This window comes from Hylemonella gracilis (genome assembly GCF_004328645.1).
In the GTDB taxonomy this organism is placed as follows: domain Bacteria; phylum Pseudomonadota; class Gammaproteobacteria; order Burkholderiales; family Burkholderiaceae_C; genus Hylemonella; species Hylemonella gracilis_B.
Map to the genome: position 1 here is coordinate 1,998,252 of NZ_CP031395.1, position 23,049 is coordinate 2,021,300.

The following is a 23,049-nucleotide window of genomic DNA, read 5'->3' on the forward strand; positions in this document are numbered from 1 at the left end:
CTCTCGAGGCGGCTTGAGGGAGGTTGGCGGCCATGTCCGGCCACCAACCTCGTTTCAGACTCAGGCTTCCAGCAGGATGCGCAGCATACGGCGCAGCGGTTCGGCCGCGCCCCAGAGCAATTGGTCGCCGATGGTGAAGGCGCCCAGGTATTCAGGGCCCATGGCCATCTTGCGGATACGGCCCACGGGGATGGTCAGCGTGCCCGTCACCGCCACCGGGGTCAGGTCGCGGATGGTGGCTTCCTTGTTGTTGGGCACCACCTTCACCCAGGCGTTGTCGGCGGCGATCATGGCCTCGACGTCGGCCAGTGGCACATTCTTCTTCAGCTTGAAGGTCAGGGCTTGGCTGTGGCAGCGCATCGCACCGATGCGCACGCAGAAACCGTCGACCGGCACGGCCGGTGAGCCGAAGCCTTCACCCTGGCCCAGAATTTTGTTCGTCTCGGCACCGCCCTTCCACTCCTCGCGGCTGACACCGTTGCCGAGGTCCTTGTCGATCCACGGGATCAGCGAACCCCCCAGGGGGACGCCGAAGTTGGCGGTTTCCTCGGCCGAGAGGCTGCGCTGCCTGGCGATGATCTTGCGGTCGATTTCGAGGATGGCGCTCTTGGGGTCGTCGAGCAGGTTCTTCACTTCGGCGTTGAGCGTGCCGTACTGCGTGAGCAGCTCGCGCATGTGTTGCGCGCCGCCGCCGCTGGCGGCCTGGTAGGTCTGCGTGCTCATCCATTCGACCAGGCCCGCCTTGTACAGCGCACCCACGCCCATCAGCATGCAGCTCACGGTGCAGTTGCCGCCGATCCAGTTCAGGCCGCCCTTGGACAGGGCGTTCTTGATGACCGGCAGGTTCACCGGGTCCAGGATGATGACGGCATCGTCCTTCATGCGCAGGGTGGAGGCCGCGTCGATCCAGTGGCCCTTCCAGCCCGCCGCGCGCAGCTTGGGGAAGACCTCGGTCGTGTAGTCACCGCCCTGGGCGGTGATGAGGATGTCGCAACGCTTGAGCGCGTCGATGTTGTGGGCGTCCTGCAGCGTGGTCTCGTTCTTCGCCATCGCCGGGGCCTTGCCGCCCGCGTTCGAGGTGGAGAAAAACAGCGGCTCGATCAGGTCGAAGTCTTTTTCCGCGACCATGCGATCCATCAACACCGAGCCGACCATGCCGCGCCAGCCGATCAGACCTACCAACTTGCTCATTACCGTGCCCTTCACAACATCAGGTTAAAACAAACAGCACCCCCGCACACACGGCGTCGCCGCGATGCAACCATGGGAATCCGGGGCTATGGTCCGGCTCCGACTCGTCGTTCGGTGCCGGAAAGGGCGCGCGACGAGTCGGGGCGAGGTCAGCCCTTGATCGTCGTGGTTTTGGTGATGTCCGCGCGCGCGACCTCGCCGGCCAGGATGGCGGCGGTGTTCAGTAGGAACTGGCGGGCGGGCGACATGGCGGGGGATTGTAGCGGATGGCTCCGCTGCGGCCGCGGTTGTGGAACAATCGCGGCCCCGGGCCGCACGCCGTGATGCTTCACGGATGCCGGCCGCGCTCCCATCGAGGTTTCATGAATCCCCCTATTTCCCTGTCCTTGCGCAAGCTCCCCGCGCGTTACGCCGGCGTGGTGATGCCTTTTTTCCTCTCGCTCATGATGTCCGGCATCATCTCCTTCATCAGCACCCTGCGCAGCGTCGGCTGGCAGGCCATGTCCGTGCCGGGGTGGCTGGGCGCCTGGGGCATTTCCTGGGTGGTGGCCTTTCCGACCGTGCTGTTGCTCCTGCCCGTGGTGCGTCGCCTGACGGCCATGGTGGTGCAGATGGACCGGTAATGAGCTGTTGCTGACATGAATCTGCCCGCCGTCCTGCGCCTGGCCCCGGCTCCGGATGCCGTGGGCGCCGGCACGCCCGAGGACTACTTCCTCGCGCCCGAGAAGCTGATCACGGGCAATCCGAAGCAGACGCTGTGGATGCATTACACCGACCCGACGCAGCAGTACGTCGTCGGCCTCTGGCGCAGCGAGCCGGGCAAATGGCGCATCCGCTATACCGAGGAAGAGTACTGCCGCATGCTGGACGGCGTGAGCATCGTCACCGACGAGGCCGGCCATGCCCTGACGGTCCGAGCCGGGGATGAGTTTGTGATGCCACGCGGCTTCGTCGGCACCTGGGAAGTGGTCGAGACCTCCACCAAGCGTTTCGTGATCTACGAGAAGACGCCGGGCTGAACCCCATCCAGTTCCCGGTCGAGGCGCGGATTGCCAATGTCGCTCGCCAGCAGGCGCGCGACGGTGAGGCTGGCCTCATCGCCCAGCCGGGCTTGGTGAGCGAGCGCACGGGCGGTGAACTCACGCATGCCGCCACGTTCTGCCAGCGCACGCAACTCGATCAGCCAATCGGTGGCCTGAGGTAGCTCCTGCGCAACGGCCAGGCCACACAGCGCATCCAGCGTGTAGCCCTGGCCCCAGAGGTAGGCGTCTGGCAATTGCACGCAACGCCGCGCGGCATCGGTGAGGATTGCGACCGCGCGCGGCGTGTCTCCGCGCGCGATGGCCACCAGACCCAGGCCACGCCCGGAAATCCCTTCCCAGCACGGGTCGCCCAGGTGGCAGCCCAGCGCCCACGCCTGCTCAAAGCGTTCGGCCGCTCCCGCGACGTCACCGCGCAACAGGTCCAGCTCGGCGCACAGCGATTGGGGCCAGGGGAGGAAAGCCGTCCAGGCGCTCTGTGCCAATTGCAGGGAGCGCTGGAGCGCGCGTGCCGCGGCGTCCAATTCACCGGTCAAGAGCCAGGCGCGGCCGGACATGGACAGCGCATAGGCCAGTTGGCGCGCATCGCCCGCGTTGTCGGCCAGTGTGCAGGCCTGTTCCAGCATCGTGATCGCGTCCCGGTAGTGGCCGGTGTCACTGAGCGCCGCGCCATGCACGGTGGTGATGCGGGCCTGCTCGGCGCGGTCATCCGCAGCCAGGGGCGCCGCGCGCTGTAACCAGATGCAGGCCCGTTCATAGCGTCCTCGCAGGAATTCCACGTAACCGAGTTCACGGCAGGCCGCTGCAGCCAGCGCGGGCCGCACCGAGCCCGTTTCCTGGCTGACGGCCAGGGCTTCGTGCAAGGCGGCCGCGCCTTCCTCGTCGCGGCCCCGGGCGGCATGCACCAGGGCGCTGCCCAGCGCGACGCGCGCGCGGGTGCGCAGATCGGGATCGTGGCTGGCGTCGGCTTCGACGATGGCGCGGCGCAGGCAGTGCAGCCCGGCATCCAGCGCGCCCGCGCCGACGGCGGCCTCGCCGGCCTCAAGCTGCGCCAGCGCGGCTGCCCGGCCGGTGGCCGGTTGGGTGATGGGTCGTGCGGTGACGGTGTGGATGGCTGCGTCCAGGGCCGGACCCGGCGTGATGCCCAGTTCGCGCTGGAACAGTTCTCTGCAGGCCGCAGCCTGTCGGGCAGCGGCGATGCCTTCACCCGCCACGGCCAGGCAGCGCACCAGCAGCACCTGGAAATCTTCATCCAGCGGATTGGATTGAACGAGGCGGCTGGCGATGCGGGCGGCTTCGGAGGCAGCGCCCATGGCCAGCTGTTCCTGCGCTGCCTCATGCAATAGCGCCTCGGTGGCCGCGCGCAGGCGACGGCGCTCGGTGGCGAGCCAGACTTCGAAGGCTGGACTGTTGGAAAAAAACATGCCTTCCAGCAGGTCCCGGCCCAGACCGGGGAGCTGAAGGGCCTGCGAACATGCGCCACGTGTCACCACTTCGATATCCACCACGGCATCTGGTGGCAGCACCAGCAGCGGCGCCTCGACCCGAGGCAGTGCGGCATCGCCGAGCAATCGGCGCAACTCGCTCAGATTCCAGCGCAGGGCGGCCAGCGGATCTTCGGCGTCTTCGAAGAGCAGCGCCGCCAGATGGGCGCGGGTTGAAGGCGCCGGGTGGCACAGCAGATAGGCCAGCAGAGCCCAGGCCTTGCGCCCGCGTGGTGGGGCAAGGGCCAGGCCTTCGCGGTCTATGCTCGGCGGGCCGAGCAGGTGGATGGTGAGCGAGGGCATGTCAGCAGATGGTCGCGCAGGCCGCGCACCAGCGCAAGCCCGCGCCGTTCCGGTCTTATTCCGCTGTCACGGGGTCGATGATCGATTTGACCTGTGCAATGCTGTCGGCCGGGAAGCCGCCGCGCTGGGCATGCTCACGTACCGAGTCACTGTTGTCGGCGTTGTAGATGCAGTACATCTTGTCGCTGGTGACGAAGCTTTGCACCCACTGCACGCGTGGGCTCATTTCCTTGAGCACCCCGCAGGACTTCTGCGAGATCGCCTGCATCTCGGCGGACCGGGTGGCGCCAATGCCGGGGATGGCGCGTTCGATGACGAATTTGGGCATGGGGGAACTCCTGTGAAAGTTGAAGGAGCCCCGACGATAGGAGGCGGGCGTGTGAGCCACCGTGTGACGCACACGCCCGTCGTCAAAAGAATCAGGACAAGGCCTTGACCACCGCATCCCCCATCTGCGCCGTGCCGACCTTGGTCGTTCCGGCGCTGTAGATGTCCGGCGTGCGCAGGCCCTGGGCCAGCACCTTTTGCACGGCGGCCTCGATGCGCTGGGCGGCGGCTTCCTGGTTCAGGCTGAAGCGCAGCATCATCGCGGCCGAGAGGATGGTGGCCAGGGGGTTGGCCACGCCCTGGCCCGCGATGTCGGGCGCACTGCCGTGGCTGGGTTCGTACAGGCCCTGGTTCTTGCTGTTCAGGCTGGCCGAGGGCAGCATGCCGATGGAGCCGGTCAGCATCGATGCTTCGTCGCTCAGGATGTCGCCGAACATATTGCCGGTGACGATCACGTCGAAGGACTTGGGCGCCTTCACCAGCTGCATGGCCGCGTTGTCCACGTACATGTGGTCCAGCTTCACGTCCGGGTACTGCTGCCCGACTTCGGTGACGATGTCTTTCCAGAACTGGAAGGTTTCCAGCACATTGGCCTTGTCCACGCTGGTGACCTTCTTGTTGCGCTTGCGCGCGGCCTGGAAAGCCACATGCGCGATGCGCTCGATCTCGGGGCGCGTGTAGCGCATGGTGTCGAAGGCTTCTTCCGCGCCGGGGAAAGCGCCATCGGTGGCCGTGCGCCGGCCGCGTGGTTGGCCGAAGTAGATGTCCCCGGTCAGCTCGCGCACGATCAGGATGTCCAGGCCCGCCACCAGTTCGGGCTTGAGGCTGGAGGCATGGGTGAGTTGCTCGTAGCAGATGGCGGGGCGGAAGTTGGCGAACAGGCCCAGGTGCTTGCGCAGGCCCAGGATGGCCTGCTCGGGGCGCAGTGCGCGCTCCAGCTTGTCGTACTTCCAGTCACCGACCGCGCCGAAGAGGATGGCGTCGGCTTCCTTGGCGAGCTTGAGCGTGCTCTCGGGCAGCGGGTGCCCGGCGGCTTCGTAGGCCGCACCGCCGACGGGGGCGGTTTCCAGCTCGAACTTCAAGTCCAGGGTCTTGAGCACCTTGACGGCCTCGGCGACGATTTCGGTGCCGATGCCATCACCGGGCAGAACTGCGATTTTCATGGGGGAGTCTCCAATGTCTTGTCTGGCAAGGCCGTGGACCGGCTTTGCCGGCCCACGGGCCTTGCCCCCTGCAAGGGCCGCAGCGACACAAAGTACGCGCGGCCTGGGGTCGTCTTAATTGCCTTACATCACATGCGCCAGCCAGGGCTTGGTGGCCAGGCGCTGCGCTTCGTAGGCCTGGATCTTGTCCTTGTGACGCAGGGTCAGGCCGATGTCGTCGAAGCCGTTGAGCAGGCAGTACTTGCGAAAGGGCTGGACGTCGAAGGCGAGCTCTTCACCCCGCGGCTTGACGACCACCTGTCGCTCCAGGTCGATGGTGAGCTGGTAGCCGGGGAAGGCCGCGCATTCGTCGAACAGCTGCGCCACCGTGGCCTCGGGCAGCACGATGGGGAGCAGGCCGTTCTTGAAGCAGTTGTTGAAGAAGATGTCGGCGTAGCTGGGCGCGATGATGGCGCGAAAGCCGTACTGGTCGATCGCCCAGGGCGCGTGTTCACGCGACGAGCCGCAGCCGAAGTTCTGGCGCGCCAGCAGGACGGACGCACCCTGGTAGCGGGGCTGGTTCAGGACGAAGTCCGGGTTGGGCTTGCGCGTGGCCGGGTCCTGGCCGGGGTAGCCCGGATCCAGGTAGCGCCATTCGTCGAACAGGTTGGGGCCGAAGCCCGTGCGTTTGATCGACTTGAGGAACTGCTTGGGAATGATGGCGTCCGTGTCCACGTTGTCGCGGTCCATGGGAGCCACCAAGCCCTGATGCACGGTGAACTTTTGCATGGGCAGCTTATTTCGTGATGTCCTGGATCTTCTCGCCGGCCTTCTCGAGGCCCTTGCCGACGGAATGGCCAATTTCCTTGGAATCTTCCTTGACGCCGGACCAGGTGCTGCCGCACGCGGCCAGGACCAGGCAGGTCGTGAGGGCGGTGAACCAAATGGTGATGCGTTTCATGGTGCTGTCCTTTCGTGGAGAAGCGGAGTGAACAGGGCGCGCTGATTTTGATTCATGCGCGCTCAGGCGATCGTGCGGATGTCGATGAAGTGGCCGTGCACCGCCGCGGCCGCGGCCATGGCGGGGCTGACCAGGTGCGTACGGCCGCCCGCGCCTTGTCGGCCTTCGAAGTTGCGGTTGCTGGTGGAGGCGCAGCGCTCACCCGGCTCCAGCCGGTCGGCGTTCATGGCCAGGCACATACTGCAGCCGGGTTCGCGCCACTCGAATCCCGCCGCCATGAAGATCTCGTGCAGGCCCTCGCGCTCGGCTTGCTCCTTGACCAGGCCTGAGCCGGGCACCACCAGGGCGAGCTTGATGTTCTTGGCCACTTTCTGGCCCAGCTTCTTGATCACGGCCGCGGCTTCGCGCATGTCCTCGATGCGGCTGTTGGTGCAGGAGCCGATGAAGACCTTGTCCACGTAAATGTCGTTCAAGGGTTTGCCCGGCTCGAGTGCCATGTAGTTGAGTGCGCGTTCGATGGCGCCGCGCTTGACGGCGTCTTTTTCCTTGTCCGGGTCGGGCACGCGGCCATCGATGCCCAGCACCATTTCGGGCGAGGTGCCCCAGGTCACCTGGGGCAGGATCTGCGCGGCATCGAGTTCGACCACGCGGTCGAATTTCGCGTCGGCGTCCGAGTGCAGGGTCTTCCAGTAGGCGACGGCCTGATCCCATTCCAGGCCGGTCGGTGCCATGGGTCGGCCCCGGACGTACTCGACGGTCTTCTCGTCCACGGCCACCAGGCCGGCGCGCGCGCCGGCCTCGATGGCCATGTTGCAGACCGTCATGCGGCCTTCCATGCTCAGGGCGCGGATGGCCGAGCCCGCGAACTCGAGGGTGTAGCCCGTGCCTCCGGCGGTGCCGATCTTGCCGATGATGGCCAGCACGATGTCCTTGGCCGTCACGCCCTTGGCCACCTGCCCCTCGACTTTGATCAGCATGTTCTTGGCCTTCTTGGCCAGCAGGGTCTGGGTGGCCATCACGTGCTCGACTTCGCTGGTGCCGATGCCATGGGCCAGCGCGCCGAAGGCGCCGTGGGTGCTGGTGTGGCTGTCGCCGCAGACCACAGTCATGCCAGGCAAGGTCGCGCCGTTTTCCGGGCCGATCACGTGCACGATGCCCTGGCGCTTGCTCATGAAAGGGAAGAAGGCCGCCGCGCCATATTCCTTGACGTTCTTGTCCAGCGTGGAGATTTGCTCCTTGCTGATCGGGTCGGCGATGCCGTCATAACCGCGTTCCCAACCGTTGGTCGGAGTGTTGTGATCGGCGGTGGCGACAATCGAGCTGACGCGCCAAAGCTTGCGGCCGGCCTGGCGCAGGCCTTCGAAGGCCTGCGGGCTGGTGACTTCATGCACCAGATGGCGGTCGATGTAGAGGATGGCGGTGCCGTCTTCCTCGGTGTGGACGACGTGCTCGTCCCAGATCTTGTCGTAAAGCGTTTGTCCCATGGTGGCTACTTTGCGTGAGTCTCTGGAGAAAGAGGCATTTTATGCGGGGCGGGTGGCGGGCATTCCCGCGGCGCTGGCGCCGGTGTGCCCGCGGGGATTTGAGAGGATGGTTTTGTGGCAAGCTCAGCGCCATGCCCATCCCCGAACATGAAGTCGAATTCAGCGCCATGCGCGCCCAGGGGCCGGGCGGGCAGAACGTGAACAAGGTGTCGAGCGCGGTGCATCTGCGTTTCGATATCCGGGCGTCCTCCTTGCCTCAGTACGTGAAAGACCGGCTGCTGGCCTGGCCGGACCAGCGTGTCAGCAAGGAGGGCGTGGTGGTCATCAAGGCGCAGACGGCACGGACCCAGGAAAAGAACAAGGCCGAGGCCTGGGCGCGGCTGCTGGAACTGGTGGCCGCCGCCTCGCACCTGCCCAGAGTTCGCCGCGCCACGAAACCCACGCGGGGGTCCACGCTGCGTCGGCTGAAGAGCAAGACCGTGCGCGCCGAGGTCAAGGCGGGCCGAGGCAGGGTGGTGGACTGAAGACGGCGTCGCTACGTCAGGCGTCGCCAGGATGGGTCAGCGCTGAAGAAAGGCTGGCACGCCGCGCCCCTGCGCAGCCAGGAAACGCATCATCGGGTCGACCACTGCGCGCACCGCCGTCCGTTCGCCCACGCGGTCGCGCCAGGCCACGAGGCGTGGCGTGGCGCCGGTCATGCCGGCGCCCTTGCGGTCGGCGAACACATGGGCCATGTAGAAGGCAATGTCGGCGTAGGAGTAGGGGCCGGCCAGGTACTCGCGCGTCGCCAACAGATCGTCCATGTCTCTGTAAAAACTGGCGCACGCTGCACAGGCCGCGACCGCCGGGGCGCTCTGCATGTCGTGCTGCAGGCCGAAAAGCCGGACCACGTTGGGGAAGAACACTTCGTCGGACTTCTGCTCCAACTGCCGCGCGCAGGCCCGTTCGGCGATGTCCCGGGGCCACAGCGCGAGGTGCGTGGGGCCGGGGTAGCGGTCTTCGAGGTACTCGAAGATCTGCGTCGAATCGAACAGCGCCACCGCCTCGTCGACCAGCACAGGCACCTGCAGCTTGACCGGGTTGACCCGCAGCACCTCTGGGTGCTTGGGCTCGTAGGCATCGTCGGTCGTGAAGGGCACCATGACCAGTTCGAAGGCCAGGCCTTTTTCGCGGGCCGCGATCTCGACCTTGGCGCCGAACATGCTCAAGGGGCCGGAGTAGATCCAAGTTTTCATGGACTCGACTTCACCAGAAATCGGCGCGCGGCGCATCGGGTCCAGACCCGGAGTTTCAGGCCTCAGCCTGCGCACCGCGCCTCGATGGCCCAGGCCGTTTTCGCCCAGGCTTGTGCTTCCTCATGCACCAGCCAGGCGGATTGCGGCCAGGCGCGGCCCCAGCCGGGGGATATTCGAACCGGACTTCGCGCGCGCCATCCCAGCTCAGCCGCAGGCCCTGCAGGTCGGGGTCACGGCGCGCGTGGCAGAGGATGACGGCCAGCCGCAACGCCAGCAGTTGCAGCACGAAGTCGGGATCGTCGAGCTGCAGGCCCTCCAGCTTGCGCAGCTTGCCGCGATGGCCCAGGACAAGCTGGCTCAGACGGTGCAACTCGTTCATGGTGAAGCCGGCGGCGTCCGCGTTGTCCAGGATGTAGGCACCGTGCCGGTGGTAGTCGGTGTGCGAGATGGCGCTGCCGATCTCGTGCAGTTGCGCGGCCCAGTTCAGCTTGCGCAGGTGGCGGTCCAGTTCGTCCTGTTCCAGCGGGCCATGGTCACGCACCAGGGAGAGCAGCAGGAATTCGGTGACCCGACCCACGCGCTGGGCCTGGCGCTCGTCCACGCCAAAGGTGTGGGCCAGCCGCTGCACGCTGAGGCTGCGCTGATCGCTCTGGGCGTGTTCGCGGTCCAGCAGGTCCACCAGCGCGCCATGGCGCAGCGCACCCTGGGCAACGTGCATCTCGTCGAGCTGCAGCAGCGAAAAAACGGCGCGCAGCACGGACAGGCCGCCACCGATGACGGCGCGGCGGTCTTCCTTGATGCCATCGAGCCGCAGGCGCGAGGCGTCGCCCGCCTTGAGGAGCTTGTCCAGCAACCAGTCCAGCCCTTCCCGGGTGATGCGTTGCGCGGGCAGGCCTGCGCGGGGATTGAATTCGGCGTCCAGCACGTCGCCGACCGCGCCCACCGTGCCCGAGGCACCGTAGACCGTGTCCCAGCCGCCTTCACCTTGGCTCGCGGGCTGGCAGTGGCCCAGCACCTCCTCCAGCACGGCCCGGGCCGCGACCTCGGCCGTCTCGAAAGCGTCGGTGCTGAACAGGCCCTCGGGGAAATAACGCATGGACCAGGCCACGCTGCCCACATGGTAGGAGTCCATGAAGCGCGGGCGCCGACCCTGGCCCAGGATCAGCTCGGTCGATCGTCCACCGATGTCCACCACCAGACGGCGCTCGCTGGACTGGGGCAGCAGATGGGTGACGCCCTGATAGATCAGACGCGCTTCTTCGCGGCCCGAAACCACCTCGATCGGGAAGCCGAGCAAGGACTGGGCTCGGCTCAGGAACTCGTCCCGGTTGCGGGCTTCGCGCAGTGTCTGTGTCGCGACCGCGCGCACCTGTGCCCGCTTGAAGCCGGCCAGCCGCTCGGCGAAACGGCCCAGGCAGTCCCAGCCGCGCTGCATGGCCTCCTGGGTGAGGTTGCGATCGTCGTCCAGGCCATTGCCCTGGCGCACGGTTTCCTTGAGGTATTCGCGACGCTTGAGCAGGCCGTGATCGAGTTGGGCGATTTCGAGTCGGAAGCTGTTGGAGCCCAGGTCGATCGCGGCGAGTTCGGTTCCGTTTTTCATGTCTGGGCCGCACTATATGGCAGGCATGTGACGAAACGGTGATGGGCTTTGGTGTGGCGTGGTCCAAATCAGGGCACCCGCGGAACTGGCTTTGCCAGGCCGCCGGGTGCGCCCCCTCCGCTTGCGGGAGGGGGGAGGCGCAGCGCCCAACGAGGCGCGTAGCCTGGGGGTAGCTTTTCTAATTCACACCCCGACTTTTCCGCCATCGTCGCGCGTGATCACCAGGGTGGCGGAACGCGGGCGGGCCTGGCCGCCATCGGGCCAGTGGCTCTCGAACTTGGACGGGTCGCCGATGTCCGCGTCCGGGGTGTTTTCGCCCGGGTGCTGGATGTTGATGAAGAGCGCGCGGCCATCGCCCGATTCGGCGATGCCGGTGATCTCGCAGCCCTTGGGGCCGACGAGGAAGCGCTGCAACTGCGTGCCCTTCTGGCCGGGTTGCGCGCCGACGTAGGTGTCTTGCGTGCGGGTGTTGCCCGGGCTCACGTTGACCAGGGTCTGCTTGCCACCGTCGCCCACCAGGCCGGGAACGGCCGCCAGCAGCATGCAGTTCGTGACGTCGGTGTAGGCGCCGTCGTCGGTTTCCAGCCAAGCCAGGCCCGGCACGGCTTGGCTGAACCAAAGGCCATCGGGGCTGGAGAAGTCGTTGTCCGCCGTCAGGCCCGACAGGTTCACGTCAGGCGAGCTGCCGGCGCGCGCGCCGAAGAGGTAAACGTCCCACTGGAAGGCGAGGGAGGTCGGCTTGCCACCCGCGTCGGCGAAGCGCACGATGTGCCCGTTGGGGTTGCCCCATTGGTCTTCCTTCTTGCCACCGTCCTTGCCGGTCTTGGGGTCGTTGTAATAACGCGGGTTGGCCGGGCTGGTCTTGTCGATGGGGCGCGAGCGGGCGTTGGTGTTGGTCAGTGTGACGTAGACGTCGCCGGTGCGCGGATTGGCCGCGGCCCATTCGGGGCGGTCCATGCGCGTGGCGCCGACGGCGTCCGCCGCCAGACGTGCGTGCACCAGCACATCGGCCTGGCTGGCGAAGGCATAACTCTTGTTGTCGGCGTCGATGCCGTTCTTGCCGAAGCTCAGTTCCAGCCATTCGCCGCTGCCGTCGTCCTTGAACTTGGCGACGTAGAGCGTGCCCGCGTCCATGTACTTGTCACCCGCGGCCAGGCCCTTGCCGGTGTCCTTCGGGTCCCAGTTGCGCGCGGAGACGAATTTGTAGATGTACTCGTTGCGCGCGTCGTCACCCATGTACCAGACCAGGGGCTGACCGGGCACGACCGGGCCCAGGCAGGCGCCTTCGTGGCCGAAGCGGCCCAGGGCGGTGCGTTTTTTCGGCGTGCTCTTGGGATTGAAGGGGTCGATTTCCACCACCCAGCCATAGGTGTTGGCGACGTTGCGGTAGTCCGCCGTGGGATGGGCGCCGCGCACCTCGGTGTTCCAGCGGGCGTAGAGGTCATCGTCACCCACCGTGGCCCAGCCCTCGCGGCCGGTGCCCGCGACGCCGTAGCGCTTGAAGGCCGCGAGTTCCTTGGCGCTGCGCTGGGCATCGTCGGCGGCCAGGCGGCGGAAGTAGCCGGCCCAGTTTTCCTCGCAGGTCAGGTAGGTGCCCCAGGGGGTGGTGCCGTTGGCGCAGTTGTTCACGGTGCCCCGGGTCTTGCTGCCGTCGGGCGCGTACTTGGTCTTCACGAAGTCGGTGCCCGCGACGGGGCCGGAGAGCACCATCTCGGTCAAGGTATGGATGCGGCGGTTGTAGCGCGAATCCTGGCTGTAGCTCCAGGACTGGCCTTTGCTGCGCGTTTCGATCACGCTCACGCCATGCAGGTAGAACTCGCGCTGGACTTCACGCGCATCGGTGCGACGGGCCTCGTCCTTTGCTCCGGCGATGGTCTGGCCGGCAACGTGCAGGAAAGCGGGTGTGATGGCTTCGTGGTTCATCACCAGCAGGCCGCGCTCGGCCGCCCGCGGCGCCCAGTGGCCTTGCGCGTCCATGCCGAACCAGGTCATGCCGTCATGGTGGTCACCCGCGCGACGGTCGTAGCTGGCCGGATCGTCCGTGCCGTCATTCTTGTAGGCCGGGACGCCCGCGGCGATCGGGTCGCCCAGGCGGTAGAGCACGCGGGCCGTGTAACCCGGCGGCACCGCCACCCGGTCGTCCAGATGCTTGGCCACGGTGCCGAAACTCAGGCTGGGCGCCGCGCTGCGCGCGTCCGCCGCGGCGGCGATCGTGGAATAGCCGAGACCGCCGATGCCGCCCAGCATGGCGGCGCCTGCGGTTCCAGCGCGCAGCAGGCCGCGACGGCTGATGCGCGTGGCGATCAGCGTTTCCAGCGCGGTCTCGCGGCTGGGGTTGTGGCCGATGTCATCGGGATCGATGGCGGGGGTGAAGGGCGTGTGGCTTAGGTTCATGATGCGGGCCTTGTCATCAGGGGAGTCATCGGAGCGGAGCGCGCGCAAGGGGCGGCGGCGGGCGCTGCAAAAGCGGGCCCATCTTGGGCAGGCTGTGTGACAGGGCCATGAACCCCGCGCTACACTGCGGCGCCCCGGATGTCACAGGCGTGTCATAAAAGGTTCTTAAATTCAGGCTGCTTTCCAAACAACCTCACAGGAGTCCTCCATGAAAGCCAGCTTGAATTTCCGCATCCTGGGCCTGAGCGCCGCCCTGGCATTCGCCGGCATCGCGTCCGCCCAGAACGTGACTGGCGCAGGCGCCAGCTTCCCGGCCCCGCTGTACGCCAAGTGGGCGTCCGACTACGCCAAGGCGACCGGCGCGCAGATCAACTACCAATCCGTGGGCTCTGGTGCCGGCATCAAGCAGATCGAGGCCAAGACCGTCGATTTCGGTGCCTCCGACGCGCCGCTGAAGGATGAGCAACTGGCCGAGAAGGGCCTGGTGCAGTTCCCCACCGTCATGGGCGGCGTGGTGCCCGTGGTCAACATCAAGGGCATTCAGCCCGGCCAGCTCAAGCTGACCGGCGCCATCCTGGCCGACATCTACCTGGGCAAGATCACCAAGTGGAATGACCCCGCCATCGTCGCCATCAACAAGGACCTGAAGCTGGAAGACGAACTGATCGCCGTGGTTCGCCGCGCCGACGGTTCGGGCACCAGCTTCCTGTTCACCAACTACCTGAGCAAGGTCAGCCCCGAGTGGAAGGACAAGGTTGGTGAAGGCACCGCCGTCAACTGGCCCACGGGCGCGGGTGGCAAGGGCAACGAAGGCGTTGCCGCTTTCGTGAGCCGCCTGCCCAGCTCCATCGGCTACGTCGAGTACGCCTACGTCAAGCAAAACAAGATGACCTACGCCCTGCTGCAGAACGCCGCTGGCCAGTTCGTCTCGCCCGACATCGACGCCTTCAAGGCCGCCGCCGCCGGTGCCCAGTGGGACAAGAGCTTCTACCAGGTGCTGACCAACCAGTCCGGTGCGAAGTCCTGGCCCATCACCGGCGCGACCTTCATCCTGATGCACGCCAAGCAGGACAAGCCCGCGCAAGGCGAAGCCGTCAAGAAGTTCTTCGAGTGGGCCTACAAGAATGGTGACAGCACCGCCGAAGGCCTTGACTACGTGACCATGCCCGCCGGCGTGAAGGCTCAGATCACCAAGCTCTGGTCCACGGTCAAGTAATCCAACCAACGCGCTTTCTCGATGCCCGACCACGGTGTCTGGAAAGCGCCTGAAGCAAAAAGCAGCACGCCATGAGCTCAACCCCCGCCGTTCTTGCCTCATTCCAAGCGGACTCCGGCATGAAATCCCGCATCAGGGCCCCTGGTGCCTGGTTTGACGTCGTGTTTGGTTGGCTGGCCCAGGCCTCGGCATGGCTGACTCTGGCGCTGCTGGCTGCCATCCTGGGTTCCCTGGTGGTGGGCGCCTGGCCCGCCATCCATGAATATGGCCTGGGCTTCCTGACGAGTTCCGTGTGGGACCCGGTGCAGGAAAAATTCGGCGGTCTCGTGATGATTTACGGGACGCTGGCCACCTCGGCCATTGCGCTGCTGATTGCCGTGCCCGTGAGCTTCGGCATTGCGCTTTTCCTGACAGAAATGTGCCCGGCCTGGCTGAAGCGCCCGCTGGGCACGGCGATTGAATTGCTGGCGGCCGTGCCGTCCATCGTCTATGGCATGTGGGGCCTGCTGGTGTTTGGCCCCATCCTGGCCACCTGGGTGCAGCAGCCGCTGCAGAAGTTGTTGCACGGCGTGCCTTATCTGGGCGCGTTGGTGTCGGGGCCTCCGGTGGGCATCGGCATTCTGTCGGCGGGCATCATCCTTGCCATCATGATCATTCCCTTCATCGCGTCCGTGATGCGCGACGTGTTCGAAGTCACGCCGCCCATGCTGAAGGAATCCGCCTACGGGCTGGGTTCCACCACCTGGGAGGTGGTCTATCAGGTCGTGCTGCCCTACACCAAGACCGGTGTGGTCGGCGGCATCATGCTGGGCCTGGGTCGCGCGTTGGGCGAGACGATGGCCGTGACCTTCGTCATCGGCAACATGAACCAGCTCAACACGCTCTCTCTGTTCGACGCCGCCAACAGCATCACTTCGGCGCTGGCCAATGAATTCGCCGAAGCGGGTGCGGGCTTGCACCAGGCGGCGCTGATCTACCTCGGCCTCGTGCTGTTCTTCATCACCTTCGTGGTGCTGTCTTTCTCCAAATTGTTGCTGGCCCAGCTCAAGAAGCGGGAAGGAGAAAAATCGTGAGCAAGACCATGGCACTTGAAGACATCCGCCGTGTCGCCTTTGCCAAGCGCAAGCGCATCAATGCGGTGGCGTTGACCCTCTCGCTCGGGGCCATGCTCTTCGGCCTGTTCTGGCTGTTCTGGATTCTTTGGGAAACCTTGCGCCTGGGGCTGGGTGGGCTGGCCCTGGCCACATTCACGCAGATGACGCCGCCCCCGAACGAAGTGGGGGGCATTGCCAACGCGATTTATGGCTCCCTGATCATGGTGACGCTGGCGACCTTGATCGGCGCACCCATCGGCATTCTGGCCGGCATCTACCTGGTGGAATACAACCCCAAGGGCTGGCTGGCCGAGACGACCCGCTTCGTCAATGACATCCTGCTGTCCGCGCCTTCCATCGTGATCGGCCTGTTCGTGTATGCCGTCGTCGTGGCGCGCTTCAAGTCCTTCTCCGGCTGGGCTGGCGTGATCGCGCTGGCGCTGATCGTGATTCCAGTCGTGATCCGCACGACGGAAAACATGCTCCAGCTGGTGCCCGCCGCCATGCGTGAAGCCGCTTATGCACTGGGCACGCCGAAGTGGAAGGTCATCACCATGATCACCCTGCGCGCCGCCATCGCCGGCGTGGTGACGGGCGTGCTGCTGGCCGTGGCGCGCATCGCGGGCGAGACAGCGCCGCTGCTGTTCACCGCGCTCAACAACCAGTTCTGGAATTCCGATCTGAGCTCGCCCATGGCCAGCCTGCCGGTGACGATCTTCAAGTTCGCCATGAGCCCGTATGAGAACTGGCAACACCTGGCCTGGGCCGGCGTGCTGCTGATTACCGTGGCCGTGCTGGGACTCAACATCCTGGCGCGCCTGATGACCCGCAAGCCGCGCTGACGCACAACGACACGGAAACACGCCCCATGTTCGCCAGCGACCGCTCCCCCAATGCCTCCGGACCCGAAACGCCCGTGATGAATGCCATGGAAACACCCCACGCTCCCTCCGCCGCGCCCGTGAACGCAGCCGCCGTTCCCTCCAAGATCGCCGTGCGCGACCTGAACTTTTACTACGGCAAGTTCCACGCGCTCAAGGGCATCAACCTCGATATCCCCAAGGACAAGGTGACGGCCTTCATTGGTCCCTCGGGCTGCGGCAAGTCCACCTTGCTGCGCGTGTTCAACCGTATGTACGCGCTCTACCCCGAGCAGCGTGCCGAGGGCCAGGTGCTGCTGGACGGCGACAACCTGCTGACCAGCAAGCAGGACGTGGCCCTGCTGCGCGCGCGCGTGGGCATGGTGTTCCAGAAACCCACGCCCTTCCCGATGTCGATCTACGACAACGTGGCCTTCGGCATCAAGCTCTTCGAGTCCCTGTCCGACACCGACATGGAAGAGCGCGTGGAATGGGCGCTGCGCAAGGCCGCGCTGTGGAACGAGGTGAAGGACAAGCTGCGCCAGAGCGGCTCCAGCCTCTCGGGTGGACAGCAGCAGCGCCTGTGCATCGCGCGCGGCATCGCCATCCGTCCCGAGGTGCTGTTGCTCGATGAACCCTGCTCGGCGCTGGACCCGATTTCCACCGGCAAGATTGAGGAGTTGATCACCGAGTTGAAGAACGACTACACGGTGGTCATCGTCACGCACAACATGCAGCAGGCCGCGCGCTGCAGCGACTACACGGCCTACATGTACCTGGGCGAACTGATCGAGTTCGGCGACACCGAGCAGATCTTCTTCAAGCCGGTCCGCCAGGAAACGGAAGACTACATCACCGGTCGCTTCGGTTGAGCGATTGCGCCAACCCAGCAAGTCGTAGACGTACCGAACCGCAGGAAAACCGCACCATGCCCGAAAAACATCTTTCCACCCAGTTCGACAGCGAACTGAGCACCATCTCCAGCCGCGTCATGGAAATGGGCGGCCTGGTCGAATCCCAGGTGCAGCAGGCCATCCTGGCGCTGGCCCAATTCAACGCCGAGGCGGCGCGCGAAGTCATCGCGCTGGAAAAGCGCGTCAATGACATGGACATCGCGCTGGACCACGAGATTTCCTCCATCATCGCGCGGCGCCAGCCCACGGCGCGTGACCTGCGCCTGCTGATGGCCGTGTCCAAGGCCGTGGCCAACCTGGAACGTGCGGGCGACGAGGCCGAGAAGATGGCGCGCATGGTGCTGTCCATCCTCGAAGCTGGCGCGCCGCGCGCGCTGCCCGCGCCGGCCCTGCGCATGGAGGCGGATCTCGCCGCCAGCCAGCTGCGCAAGTCGCTCGATGCCTTCGCCCGCCTGGACACGACCGCCGCCGCCGCCATTCTGCGCGAGGACGACCTGATCGATCGCGAGTTTGGCAGCTTCACGCGCGTGCTCATCACCTACATGATGGAAGACCCGCGCACGATCTCCAGCAGCCTGGACCTGCTGTTCCTGGCCAAGGCCATCGAACGTGTCGGCGACCATGCCAAGAACATCGCCGAGCTCATCATCTACATCGTCAAGGGCGCGGACGTGCGCCACCATACGATCGAAGAGATTGAGGCGATGCTGAAGTGAACACCTCCAGGCTCCGATCGCTTCGTTCGTTGCGCCATCCCCCTCCTGGGGGCGCTCCTGGCGGCCCGGCAAAGCCGGTTCCGCGGGAGCCTTGGCTTGCACGGGGATGCGTTGCAGAGCTTGGAGACCAAGGGACGCTTGGAGAATGAAGCAACCTATTGTCCTCATCGTCGAAGACGAACCGGCCATCGCCGAATTGATCGCCGTCAACCTGCGCCACAATGGCTTTCAACCCACGCTGGCGCTCGACGGCGAGAGCGCGCAGCGCGAGATCGACGCCATGCTGCCGGACCTGGTGCTGCTGGACTGGATGCTGCCCGGTGCCAGCGGTCTGACCCTGGCGCGACGCTGGCGCGGCGATCCACGCACCAAGGCCGTTCCCATCATCATGCTGACCGCGCGCGGCGACGAGGCCGACCGCGTGGCCGGGCTGGACGCGGGCGCCGACGATTACATGGCCAAGCCTTTCTCCACCAAGGAAATGCTTGCGCGCATCCGCGCAGTGCTGCGCCGCCGCGCGCCCGAGCAGGCGGCGGTGACGCTGGAGGCGGGCCGCCTGAAGTTGGACACCGCGACCCACCGCGTGAGTTTCGACGAACAACTGCTCAAGCTCGGTCCCACCGAGTTCAAGCTGCTGCACTACCTGATGAGCCACGCTGAGCGGGTGCACAGCCGCGGCCAGTTGCTCGACAAGGTCTGGGGCGACCATGTCTTCATCGAGGAACGCACGGTGGACGTGCACATCAAGCGCCTGCGCGAGGCGCTGGGCGCGGCCGCGCCGATGATCGAGACCGTGCGCGGCGCGGGCTATCGACTCACCACCCAGGCGGTCACCACCTCCTGAACCTGACGGTGGTCTAATCCAGCCCGCGCCCCGTGGCGGATGGCTCGGTGCCGTCAGGCCCGGTCCGCTGTTCACAGGCCTTGCCATGTTGCTGCGCATTTTCTCTTTTCTGCTGTTCCAGGCGTTGGGCGCATGGCTGGGTTACCAGATTGCACCCGAAGCCTTGCAGATCCGCGGCATGCTCGCGGGCATGCTGGGCGCGGGCATGCTCTGGGGTCTGTACGACTTCACGCGCGGCCTGCGCGTGCTGCACTGGCTGCGCGCCGATGCGCTGGCGATCGCTCCGCCCCTGCGCCTGGGACTCTGGGGCCAGGTCGCCGAGCGGGTGAGCCGCGCGGCCCGCATGCGCGAGCGCGCTGCGCGCGAGAGCGAGCTCCGCCTGCAGAACGTCCTGTCCGCCTTGCAGGCCTCGCCCAACGGCGTGCTGCTGCTGGATGCCGCGGGCCGCATCGAGTGGCTCAACCAGACGGCGGCGGCGCACCTGGGGCTGGACCCGGCGCGTGACCTGCAGCAGCACCTGGTCAACCTGGTGCGCAACCCGGCCTTCACCGCCTACCTGGCTTCGGGTCAGTATGGGGGCGGCGTGACCCTGCCGGGGCGCAACCACAGCAGCATGAATCCAGTGCGCCTGTCCGTGCAGTTGCACGAATATGGCGAGGGTCGACGCCTGTTGCTCTCGCGCGACGTGACCATGTTCGAGCAGGCAGAGGCCATGCGCCGCGACTTCGTGGCGAATGTCTCGCACGAGATCCGCACCCCGCTGACTGTGCTGTCCGGTTTCGTCGAGACCTTGCAGACCCTGCCCCTGCAGGAGGACGAGCGCGCGCGCTACCTCGACCTCATGGCCCAACAGGCCGAGCGCATGCAGGCCCTGGTGAGCGATCTGCTGATGCTGTCGCGTCTGGAAGGCAGCCCGCCGCCCGGGGGCGGCGAATGGTTGGCCTTGCAGGCGGTGATGCGTCAGCTGCAGCAGGAGGCCCAGACCCTGTCGGCTGTTTTGCACCCGGTGCGGTCGGGTGCGTCCGTGAGCCTGTCGCCGGCCACCCCTGGCATGAAAGAGGGAGGGCAGACGCTGGATTTCGAACCCGCGCCGGCCTATGAACTTGCGGGCGCGGGTACTGAGCTGCACAGCGCCTTGTCCAACCTCGTGAGCAATGCGGTGCGCTATACCCCCGCCGATGGCACGGTGCGTTGTGGCTGGCGCCTGCTGCAGACTGATGGCCGCATCGACGGCGCCGAGTTCTGGGTTCAGGACACCGGCCCGGGCATCGCCGCGGAGCACATTCCCCGCCTGACCGAGCGCTTCTACCGGGTGGACCGCAGCCGCTCGCGCGAGACCGGCGGCACCGGCCTCGGCCTGGCCATCGTCAAGCACGTGGCCCAACGGCACGGCGCGGAACTGAAGATCGACAGTGTCCTCGGCCAGGGTTCGCGTTTCGCCTTGGTCTTTCCGGCCCACCGCCTGAGGCCCGTGGCCGCGCATTGACGAGGCCGGGCTTGTGCGGGCTGCCCGGGCTCCACGGTCCCGGCGGGGTGCCCGCCGCTCAACGTGGTTTGCCCGGATCCTTCACGTTCGGGATGGTGGCGATCTCCATGTTGTAAAGCTGATTGCCCAGATCCTTGCGCCGTTCGACACGGCGGATGTAGATGTTGTGGATGACATCGCGTGTCTCCGGATCGATGCGCACGGGCCCGCGTGGGCTGTCGAAACTCAGGCCTTTCATGGCCGCGAGCAGCGCTTCGCCCGAGGTGTTGCCCTGGGTCTTGCGCAGCGCCTCCATGATCACGTGCATGCCATCGTAGGCGCCCACGGCCATGAAGTTGGGGCGCGCACCGGGCACGGCTTTCTGGAAGGCCGCGACGTAGGCGCGGTTCACGGGCGAGTCGTGCGCGGCCGAGTAGTGGTGCGCGGTCACGATACCCAGGGCTTCGTCGCCCAGGCTGTTGAGGAGGTCGTCGTCCGTCACGCTGCCTTCGGCGATGATGCGTATGCCCGCCTGCGGCAGGCCGCGTTCGGTGAACTGCTTGATCAGGACCGCGCCCACGCCCGCCGGCACGAAGGTGAAGAGCGCATCGGGCTGAAGGTCGCGCACCTTCTGCAGAAAGGGCGCGAAATCCGGATTGCGCAAGGGCACGCGCAGGGTTTCCACGACCGTGCCGCCCTGGTCCGTGAAACGTTCCTTGAAATACTTTTCGGAATCGATGCCGGGCGCGTAATCGCTGACCAGGCTGACGACCCGACGGATCCGGTTCTGCCGGGCCCAGTCGGCCAGGGGCAGCACGACCTGGGGCACGGTGAAGCTGCTGCGCACGATGTAGGGCGAGGCCTCGGTGATGCTGGAAGTGGCGGCGGCCATCACGACCATGGGGGTCTTGGTCTGCGTGGCCATGGGCGCGACCGCGAAGGCCAGGGGCGTCAAGCCGAAGCCGGCCAGCACATGCACCTTGTCGGTCACCAGCAGTTCCTGGGCCAGCCGCTTGGCCACATCCGGCGTGGCCATGTCGTCCTTGACGATAAGCTGGACCTTGCGGCCGGCCACCGTGTCGCCGTGCTGCGCCAGATAGAGTCGCGCGCCGGCCTCCAGTTGCTTGCCGGTGGCGCTGAAGGGGCCGGTCAGCGGCAGCAGCAGACCGATGCGCAAGGCCTGGTCGTCCTGGGCCCGGGCGGGGCCGTCGAGCGAGAAGACCAAGACAAATCCCAGCAGCCAAGGGGCGAGCCAGGCCGAAAGCAGGTGTCGTTTGTTCATGGGGGTGTCTCCGGAATGCGTGATGTGGCGCCTCGACGCGGACGCCATCACGGCGGAGGTTAACTCAGACGCGGGGATGCTATGTTTTTCGCAGCACGCGCCAGAGCATGAACCAGAAGGACGCGGCCGCCAGCGCCAGGGCCAGTGCGCCGCCCGCCCAGAAAGCCACGGGCGTGCCCATGGCCGGCCAGGGTCCCAGGCCCAGGTAAGCCAGTCGGTAGCCACCATAAAGCCCCAGGCCCCAGAGCAACAGGCCGTAGACCACGAAGGGTGCGACGGTGATGCGCCAGCAGCGCAGCAGGAAGGCACCGAGCGATTGCAGGCCATCGAACAGGTGGTAGAGCGCGACCCAGGCCAGCAAGGGCGTGGCCAGGGCCCGTGTTTCGGCGCCGGGCGCGTACAGCGCCGCCAAGGGGCCACGCAGCAGGGCGAGCAGGGTCGCGAGCAGCAAGGCGCTGCCAGCCACCAGGCCCAGGCCGATGCGCACGGCCTGGCGCGCCTGCGCGGGCTGGTTCGCTCCCAGCCAGTAGCTGGTGCGTGCGCTGCTGGCGATGCCGATCGCCAATGGCATCATGTAGAGCACCCCGGCGATGTTGGCGGCGATCTGGTGCGCGGCGGCGGCGGCCGTTCCCAGGCGCGCGACGAACAGCGCCATCAGCGTGAAGGAGGTCACTTCGACCAGGATGGACAGCCCGCTGGGCAGGCCCATGCGCAGGAAACCCGTGAGTACCTGGCGATCGGGCCGGCCCGGTCGACGCCAGAGTTGGTAGGGTCGATACAGTGGCCGCGTGCGCAGCAGCCAAAAGGCGAGCGACAGCAGAATCAGCTGCACCGTCAGGGTGGCCCAGGCACAGCCCGCAGCGCCCTGCGGGTGCAGGCCCAGACCTCCCAGCGTGAACCAGATGGAGAGAGGGATCTTCAGTCCGAGCGACCCCAGTTGCAGCCAAGTCACCCCTTGCGGATGGCCCAGGCTCTGGTTGAGCGTGGCGAACAGGCGGAACAGCAGCGCGACGGGCAGGGCCAGCGCCAGCACCGCCAGGTAGTGGGTGACTTCGCCGCGCAGGGCCTCGGGCACCTGGGCCCAGGCCAGCAGCGGACCAGGCGTGAGCAGCAGGGTCATGCCCAGCAGGGACAACCCAGCCCAGAGGTAAATCGACTGACGCAGGGAATGGCCGAGGCGCTGGGTCGCCGCAGGGTCCGTGGCTCGCGTTTCCTGCCTGTCGCCATTGCGCTGGCTGGCGCCATGCAGCTCAGCCCAGACGGGCAGCAAGGCCTGCAGCACGCCCATGAGGCTGACGTAGACACTCATGTAGATCGCGGCGCCGACCGACAGCGCCGCCAGGGAGCTTTCGGAAAAACGCCCGGCGACCAGGGTGTCGGTCACGCCGTAGGCGATGGTGGCCAGTTGACCGGCCAGTACCGTCAGGGCGTGGCGGGTCACGATGCCCAGTTCACTCTTGCGTGGTGCGGTCACACGGATGCGGGGCGTACCGAGGG

The 23,049-nt window shown here is 66.4% G+C and carries 21 protein-coding genes and 1 pseudogene; 10 read left to right on the plus strand and 12 right to left on the minus strand.

All coding sequences use genetic code 11. The annotated features are described in order from the left end of the window. Nucleotides 1–60: 60 nt before the first annotated feature. Nucleotides 61–1,191 (minus strand): aspartate-semialdehyde dehydrogenase, encoded by a 1,131-nt coding sequence (asd, locus tag DW355_RS09470; RefSeq protein ID WP_131279572.1) that lies wholly within the window; start codon nucleotides 1,189–1,191, stop codon nucleotides 61–63. 362 nt (nucleotides 1,192–1,553) lie between these two features. Here asd and DW355_RS09475 point away from each other — a divergent pair, with 362 nt between their 5' ends. Both DW355_RS09475 and DW355_RS09480 read left to right on the plus strand, forming a co-directional pair. Then, nucleotides 1,554–1,814, plus strand: coding sequence for a DUF2798 domain-containing protein (locus DW355_RS09475; protein WP_131279574.1), 261 nt, complete (start codon nucleotides 1,554–1,556; stop codon nucleotides 1,812–1,814). Nucleotides 1,815–1,829: 15 nt separating this feature from the next. Next, nucleotides 1,830–2,210 (plus strand): cupin domain-containing protein, encoded by a 381-nt coding sequence (locus tag DW355_RS09480; RefSeq protein ID WP_131279576.1) that lies wholly within the window; start codon nucleotides 1,830–1,832, stop codon nucleotides 2,208–2,210. On the opposite strand, the gene DW355_RS09485 is transcribed toward DW355_RS09480, so the two are convergent. From DW355_RS09485 to leuC, 6 genes are all read right to left on the minus strand, one after another. Next, the gene (locus tag DW355_RS09485) at nucleotides 2,189–4,018 is read right to left on the minus strand and encodes a BTAD domain-containing putative transcriptional regulator (protein WP_131279578.1); all 1,830 of its coding nucleotides are present in this window, start codon (nucleotides 4,016–4,018) and stop codon (nucleotides 2,189–2,191) included. The genes DW355_RS09480 and DW355_RS09485 overlap by 22 nt on opposite strands. A gap of 55 nt (nucleotides 4,019–4,073) precedes the next feature. Beyond that, nucleotides 4,074–4,346: a DUF4242 domain-containing protein gene (locus DW355_RS09490; protein ID WP_131279580.1), complete on the minus strand. Its 273-nt coding sequence runs from the start codon at nucleotides 4,344–4,346 to the stop codon at nucleotides 4,074–4,076. A gap of 91 nt (nucleotides 4,347–4,437) precedes the next feature. Continuing rightward, complete coding sequence (leuB, locus tag DW355_RS09495; RefSeq protein WP_131279582.1) at nucleotides 4,438–5,508, minus strand: 3-isopropylmalate dehydrogenase; 1,071 nt, start codon at nucleotides 5,506–5,508, stop codon at nucleotides 4,438–4,440. Between the two features lie 123 nt (nucleotides 5,509–5,631). Next, nucleotides 5,632–6,276 carry a 3-isopropylmalate dehydratase small subunit gene (gene leuD / locus DW355_RS09500; protein ID WP_131279584.1) on the minus strand — a complete coding sequence of 215 codons (645 nt, stop codon included), beginning with the start codon at nucleotides 6,274–6,276 and terminating at the stop codon, nucleotides 5,632–5,634. A 7-nt stretch (nucleotides 6,277–6,283) separates the two neighbouring features. Next, nucleotides 6,284–6,448 (minus strand): entericidin EcnAB, encoded by a 165-nt coding sequence (locus DW355_RS09505; RefSeq protein WP_131279586.1) that lies wholly within the window; start codon nucleotides 6,446–6,448, stop codon nucleotides 6,284–6,286. Between the two features lie 62 nt (nucleotides 6,449–6,510). Next, complete coding sequence (gene leuC, locus DW355_RS09510) at nucleotides 6,511–7,932, minus strand: 3-isopropylmalate dehydratase large subunit (RefSeq protein WP_131279588.1); 1,422 nt, start codon at nucleotides 7,930–7,932, stop codon at nucleotides 6,511–6,513. Between the two features lie 131 nt (nucleotides 7,933–8,063). Between leuC and arfB the strand changes: the two genes are divergently transcribed. Continuing rightward, nucleotides 8,064–8,456 (plus strand): alternative ribosome rescue aminoacyl-tRNA hydrolase ArfB, encoded by a 393-nt coding sequence (gene arfB, locus DW355_RS09515; RefSeq protein WP_131279590.1) that lies wholly within the window; start codon nucleotides 8,064–8,066, stop codon nucleotides 8,454–8,456. A gap of 36 nt (nucleotides 8,457–8,492) precedes the next feature. On the opposite strand, the gene DW355_RS09520 is transcribed toward arfB, so the two are convergent. The 3 genes and pseudogenes from DW355_RS09520 to DW355_RS09530 form a co-directional block, all read right to left on the minus strand. Then, nucleotides 8,493–9,167: a glutathione S-transferase family protein gene (locus DW355_RS09520; RefSeq protein WP_131279592.1), complete on the minus strand. Its 675-nt coding sequence runs from the start codon at nucleotides 9,165–9,167 to the stop codon at nucleotides 8,493–8,495. Nucleotides 9,168–9,229: 62 nt separating this feature from the next. After that, nucleotides 9,230–10,767: pseudogene (locus DW355_RS09525) on the minus strand (exopolyphosphatase). 183 nt (nucleotides 10,768–10,950) lie between these two features. Then, nucleotides 10,951–13,161: a PhoX family protein gene (locus DW355_RS09530; RefSeq protein WP_131279594.1), complete on the minus strand. Its 2,211-nt coding sequence runs from the start codon at nucleotides 13,159–13,161 to the stop codon at nucleotides 10,951–10,953. A 208-nt stretch (nucleotides 13,162–13,369) separates the two neighbouring features. Here DW355_RS09530 and pstS point away from each other — a divergent pair, with 208 nt between their 5' ends. From pstS to phoR, 7 genes are all read left to right on the plus strand, one after another. Beyond that, complete coding sequence (gene pstS, locus DW355_RS09535; protein WP_131279595.1) at nucleotides 13,370–14,377, plus strand: phosphate ABC transporter substrate-binding protein PstS; 1,008 nt, start codon at nucleotides 13,370–13,372, stop codon at nucleotides 14,375–14,377. 119 nt (nucleotides 14,378–14,496) lie between these two features. After that, the gene (gene pstC, locus DW355_RS09540; RefSeq protein ID WP_242671095.1) at nucleotides 14,497–15,450 is read left to right on the plus strand and encodes a phosphate ABC transporter permease subunit PstC; all 954 of its coding nucleotides are present in this window, start codon (nucleotides 14,497–14,499) and stop codon (nucleotides 15,448–15,450) included. A gap of 8 nt (nucleotides 15,451–15,458) precedes the next feature. Then, nucleotides 15,459–16,313: a phosphate ABC transporter permease PstA gene (gene pstA, locus DW355_RS09545; RefSeq protein ID WP_131282577.1), complete on the plus strand. Its 855-nt coding sequence runs from the start codon at nucleotides 15,459–15,461 to the stop codon at nucleotides 16,311–16,313. 86 nt (nucleotides 16,314–16,399) lie between these two features. After that, the gene (gene pstB / locus DW355_RS09550) at nucleotides 16,400–17,203 is read left to right on the plus strand and encodes a phosphate ABC transporter ATP-binding protein PstB (RefSeq protein ID WP_131282575.1); all 804 of its coding nucleotides are present in this window, start codon (nucleotides 16,400–16,402) and stop codon (nucleotides 17,201–17,203) included. Between the two features lie 56 nt (nucleotides 17,204–17,259). Continuing rightward, a complete protein-coding gene (gene phoU, locus DW355_RS09555) occupies nucleotides 17,260–17,961 on the plus strand; it encodes a phosphate signaling complex protein PhoU (RefSeq protein WP_131279600.1) in 702 nt (233 codons plus the stop codon). 145 nt (nucleotides 17,962–18,106) lie between these two features. Next, a complete protein-coding gene (gene phoB / locus DW355_RS09560; protein ID WP_131279602.1) occupies nucleotides 18,107–18,805 on the plus strand; it encodes a phosphate regulon transcriptional regulator PhoB in 699 nt (232 codons plus the stop codon). A gap of 85 nt (nucleotides 18,806–18,890) precedes the next feature. Further along, nucleotides 18,891–20,291, plus strand: a complete 1,401-nt coding sequence (gene phoR, locus DW355_RS09565) for a phosphate regulon sensor histidine kinase PhoR (RefSeq protein WP_131279604.1) — start codon at nucleotides 18,891–18,893, stop codon at nucleotides 20,289–20,291. A gap of 58 nt (nucleotides 20,292–20,349) precedes the next feature. On the opposite strand, the gene DW355_RS09570 is transcribed toward phoR, so the two are convergent. Continuing rightward, nucleotides 20,350–21,552, minus strand: a complete 1,203-nt coding sequence (locus DW355_RS09570; RefSeq protein WP_131279606.1) for an ABC transporter substrate-binding protein — start codon at nucleotides 21,550–21,552, stop codon at nucleotides 20,350–20,352. Nucleotides 21,553–21,631: 79 nt separating this feature from the next. Then, nucleotides 21,632–23,026, minus strand: a complete 1,395-nt coding sequence (locus DW355_RS09575; protein ID WP_242671096.1) for an MATE family efflux transporter — start codon at nucleotides 23,024–23,026, stop codon at nucleotides 21,632–21,634. Between the last annotated feature and the right edge of the window lie 23 nt (nucleotides 23,027–23,049).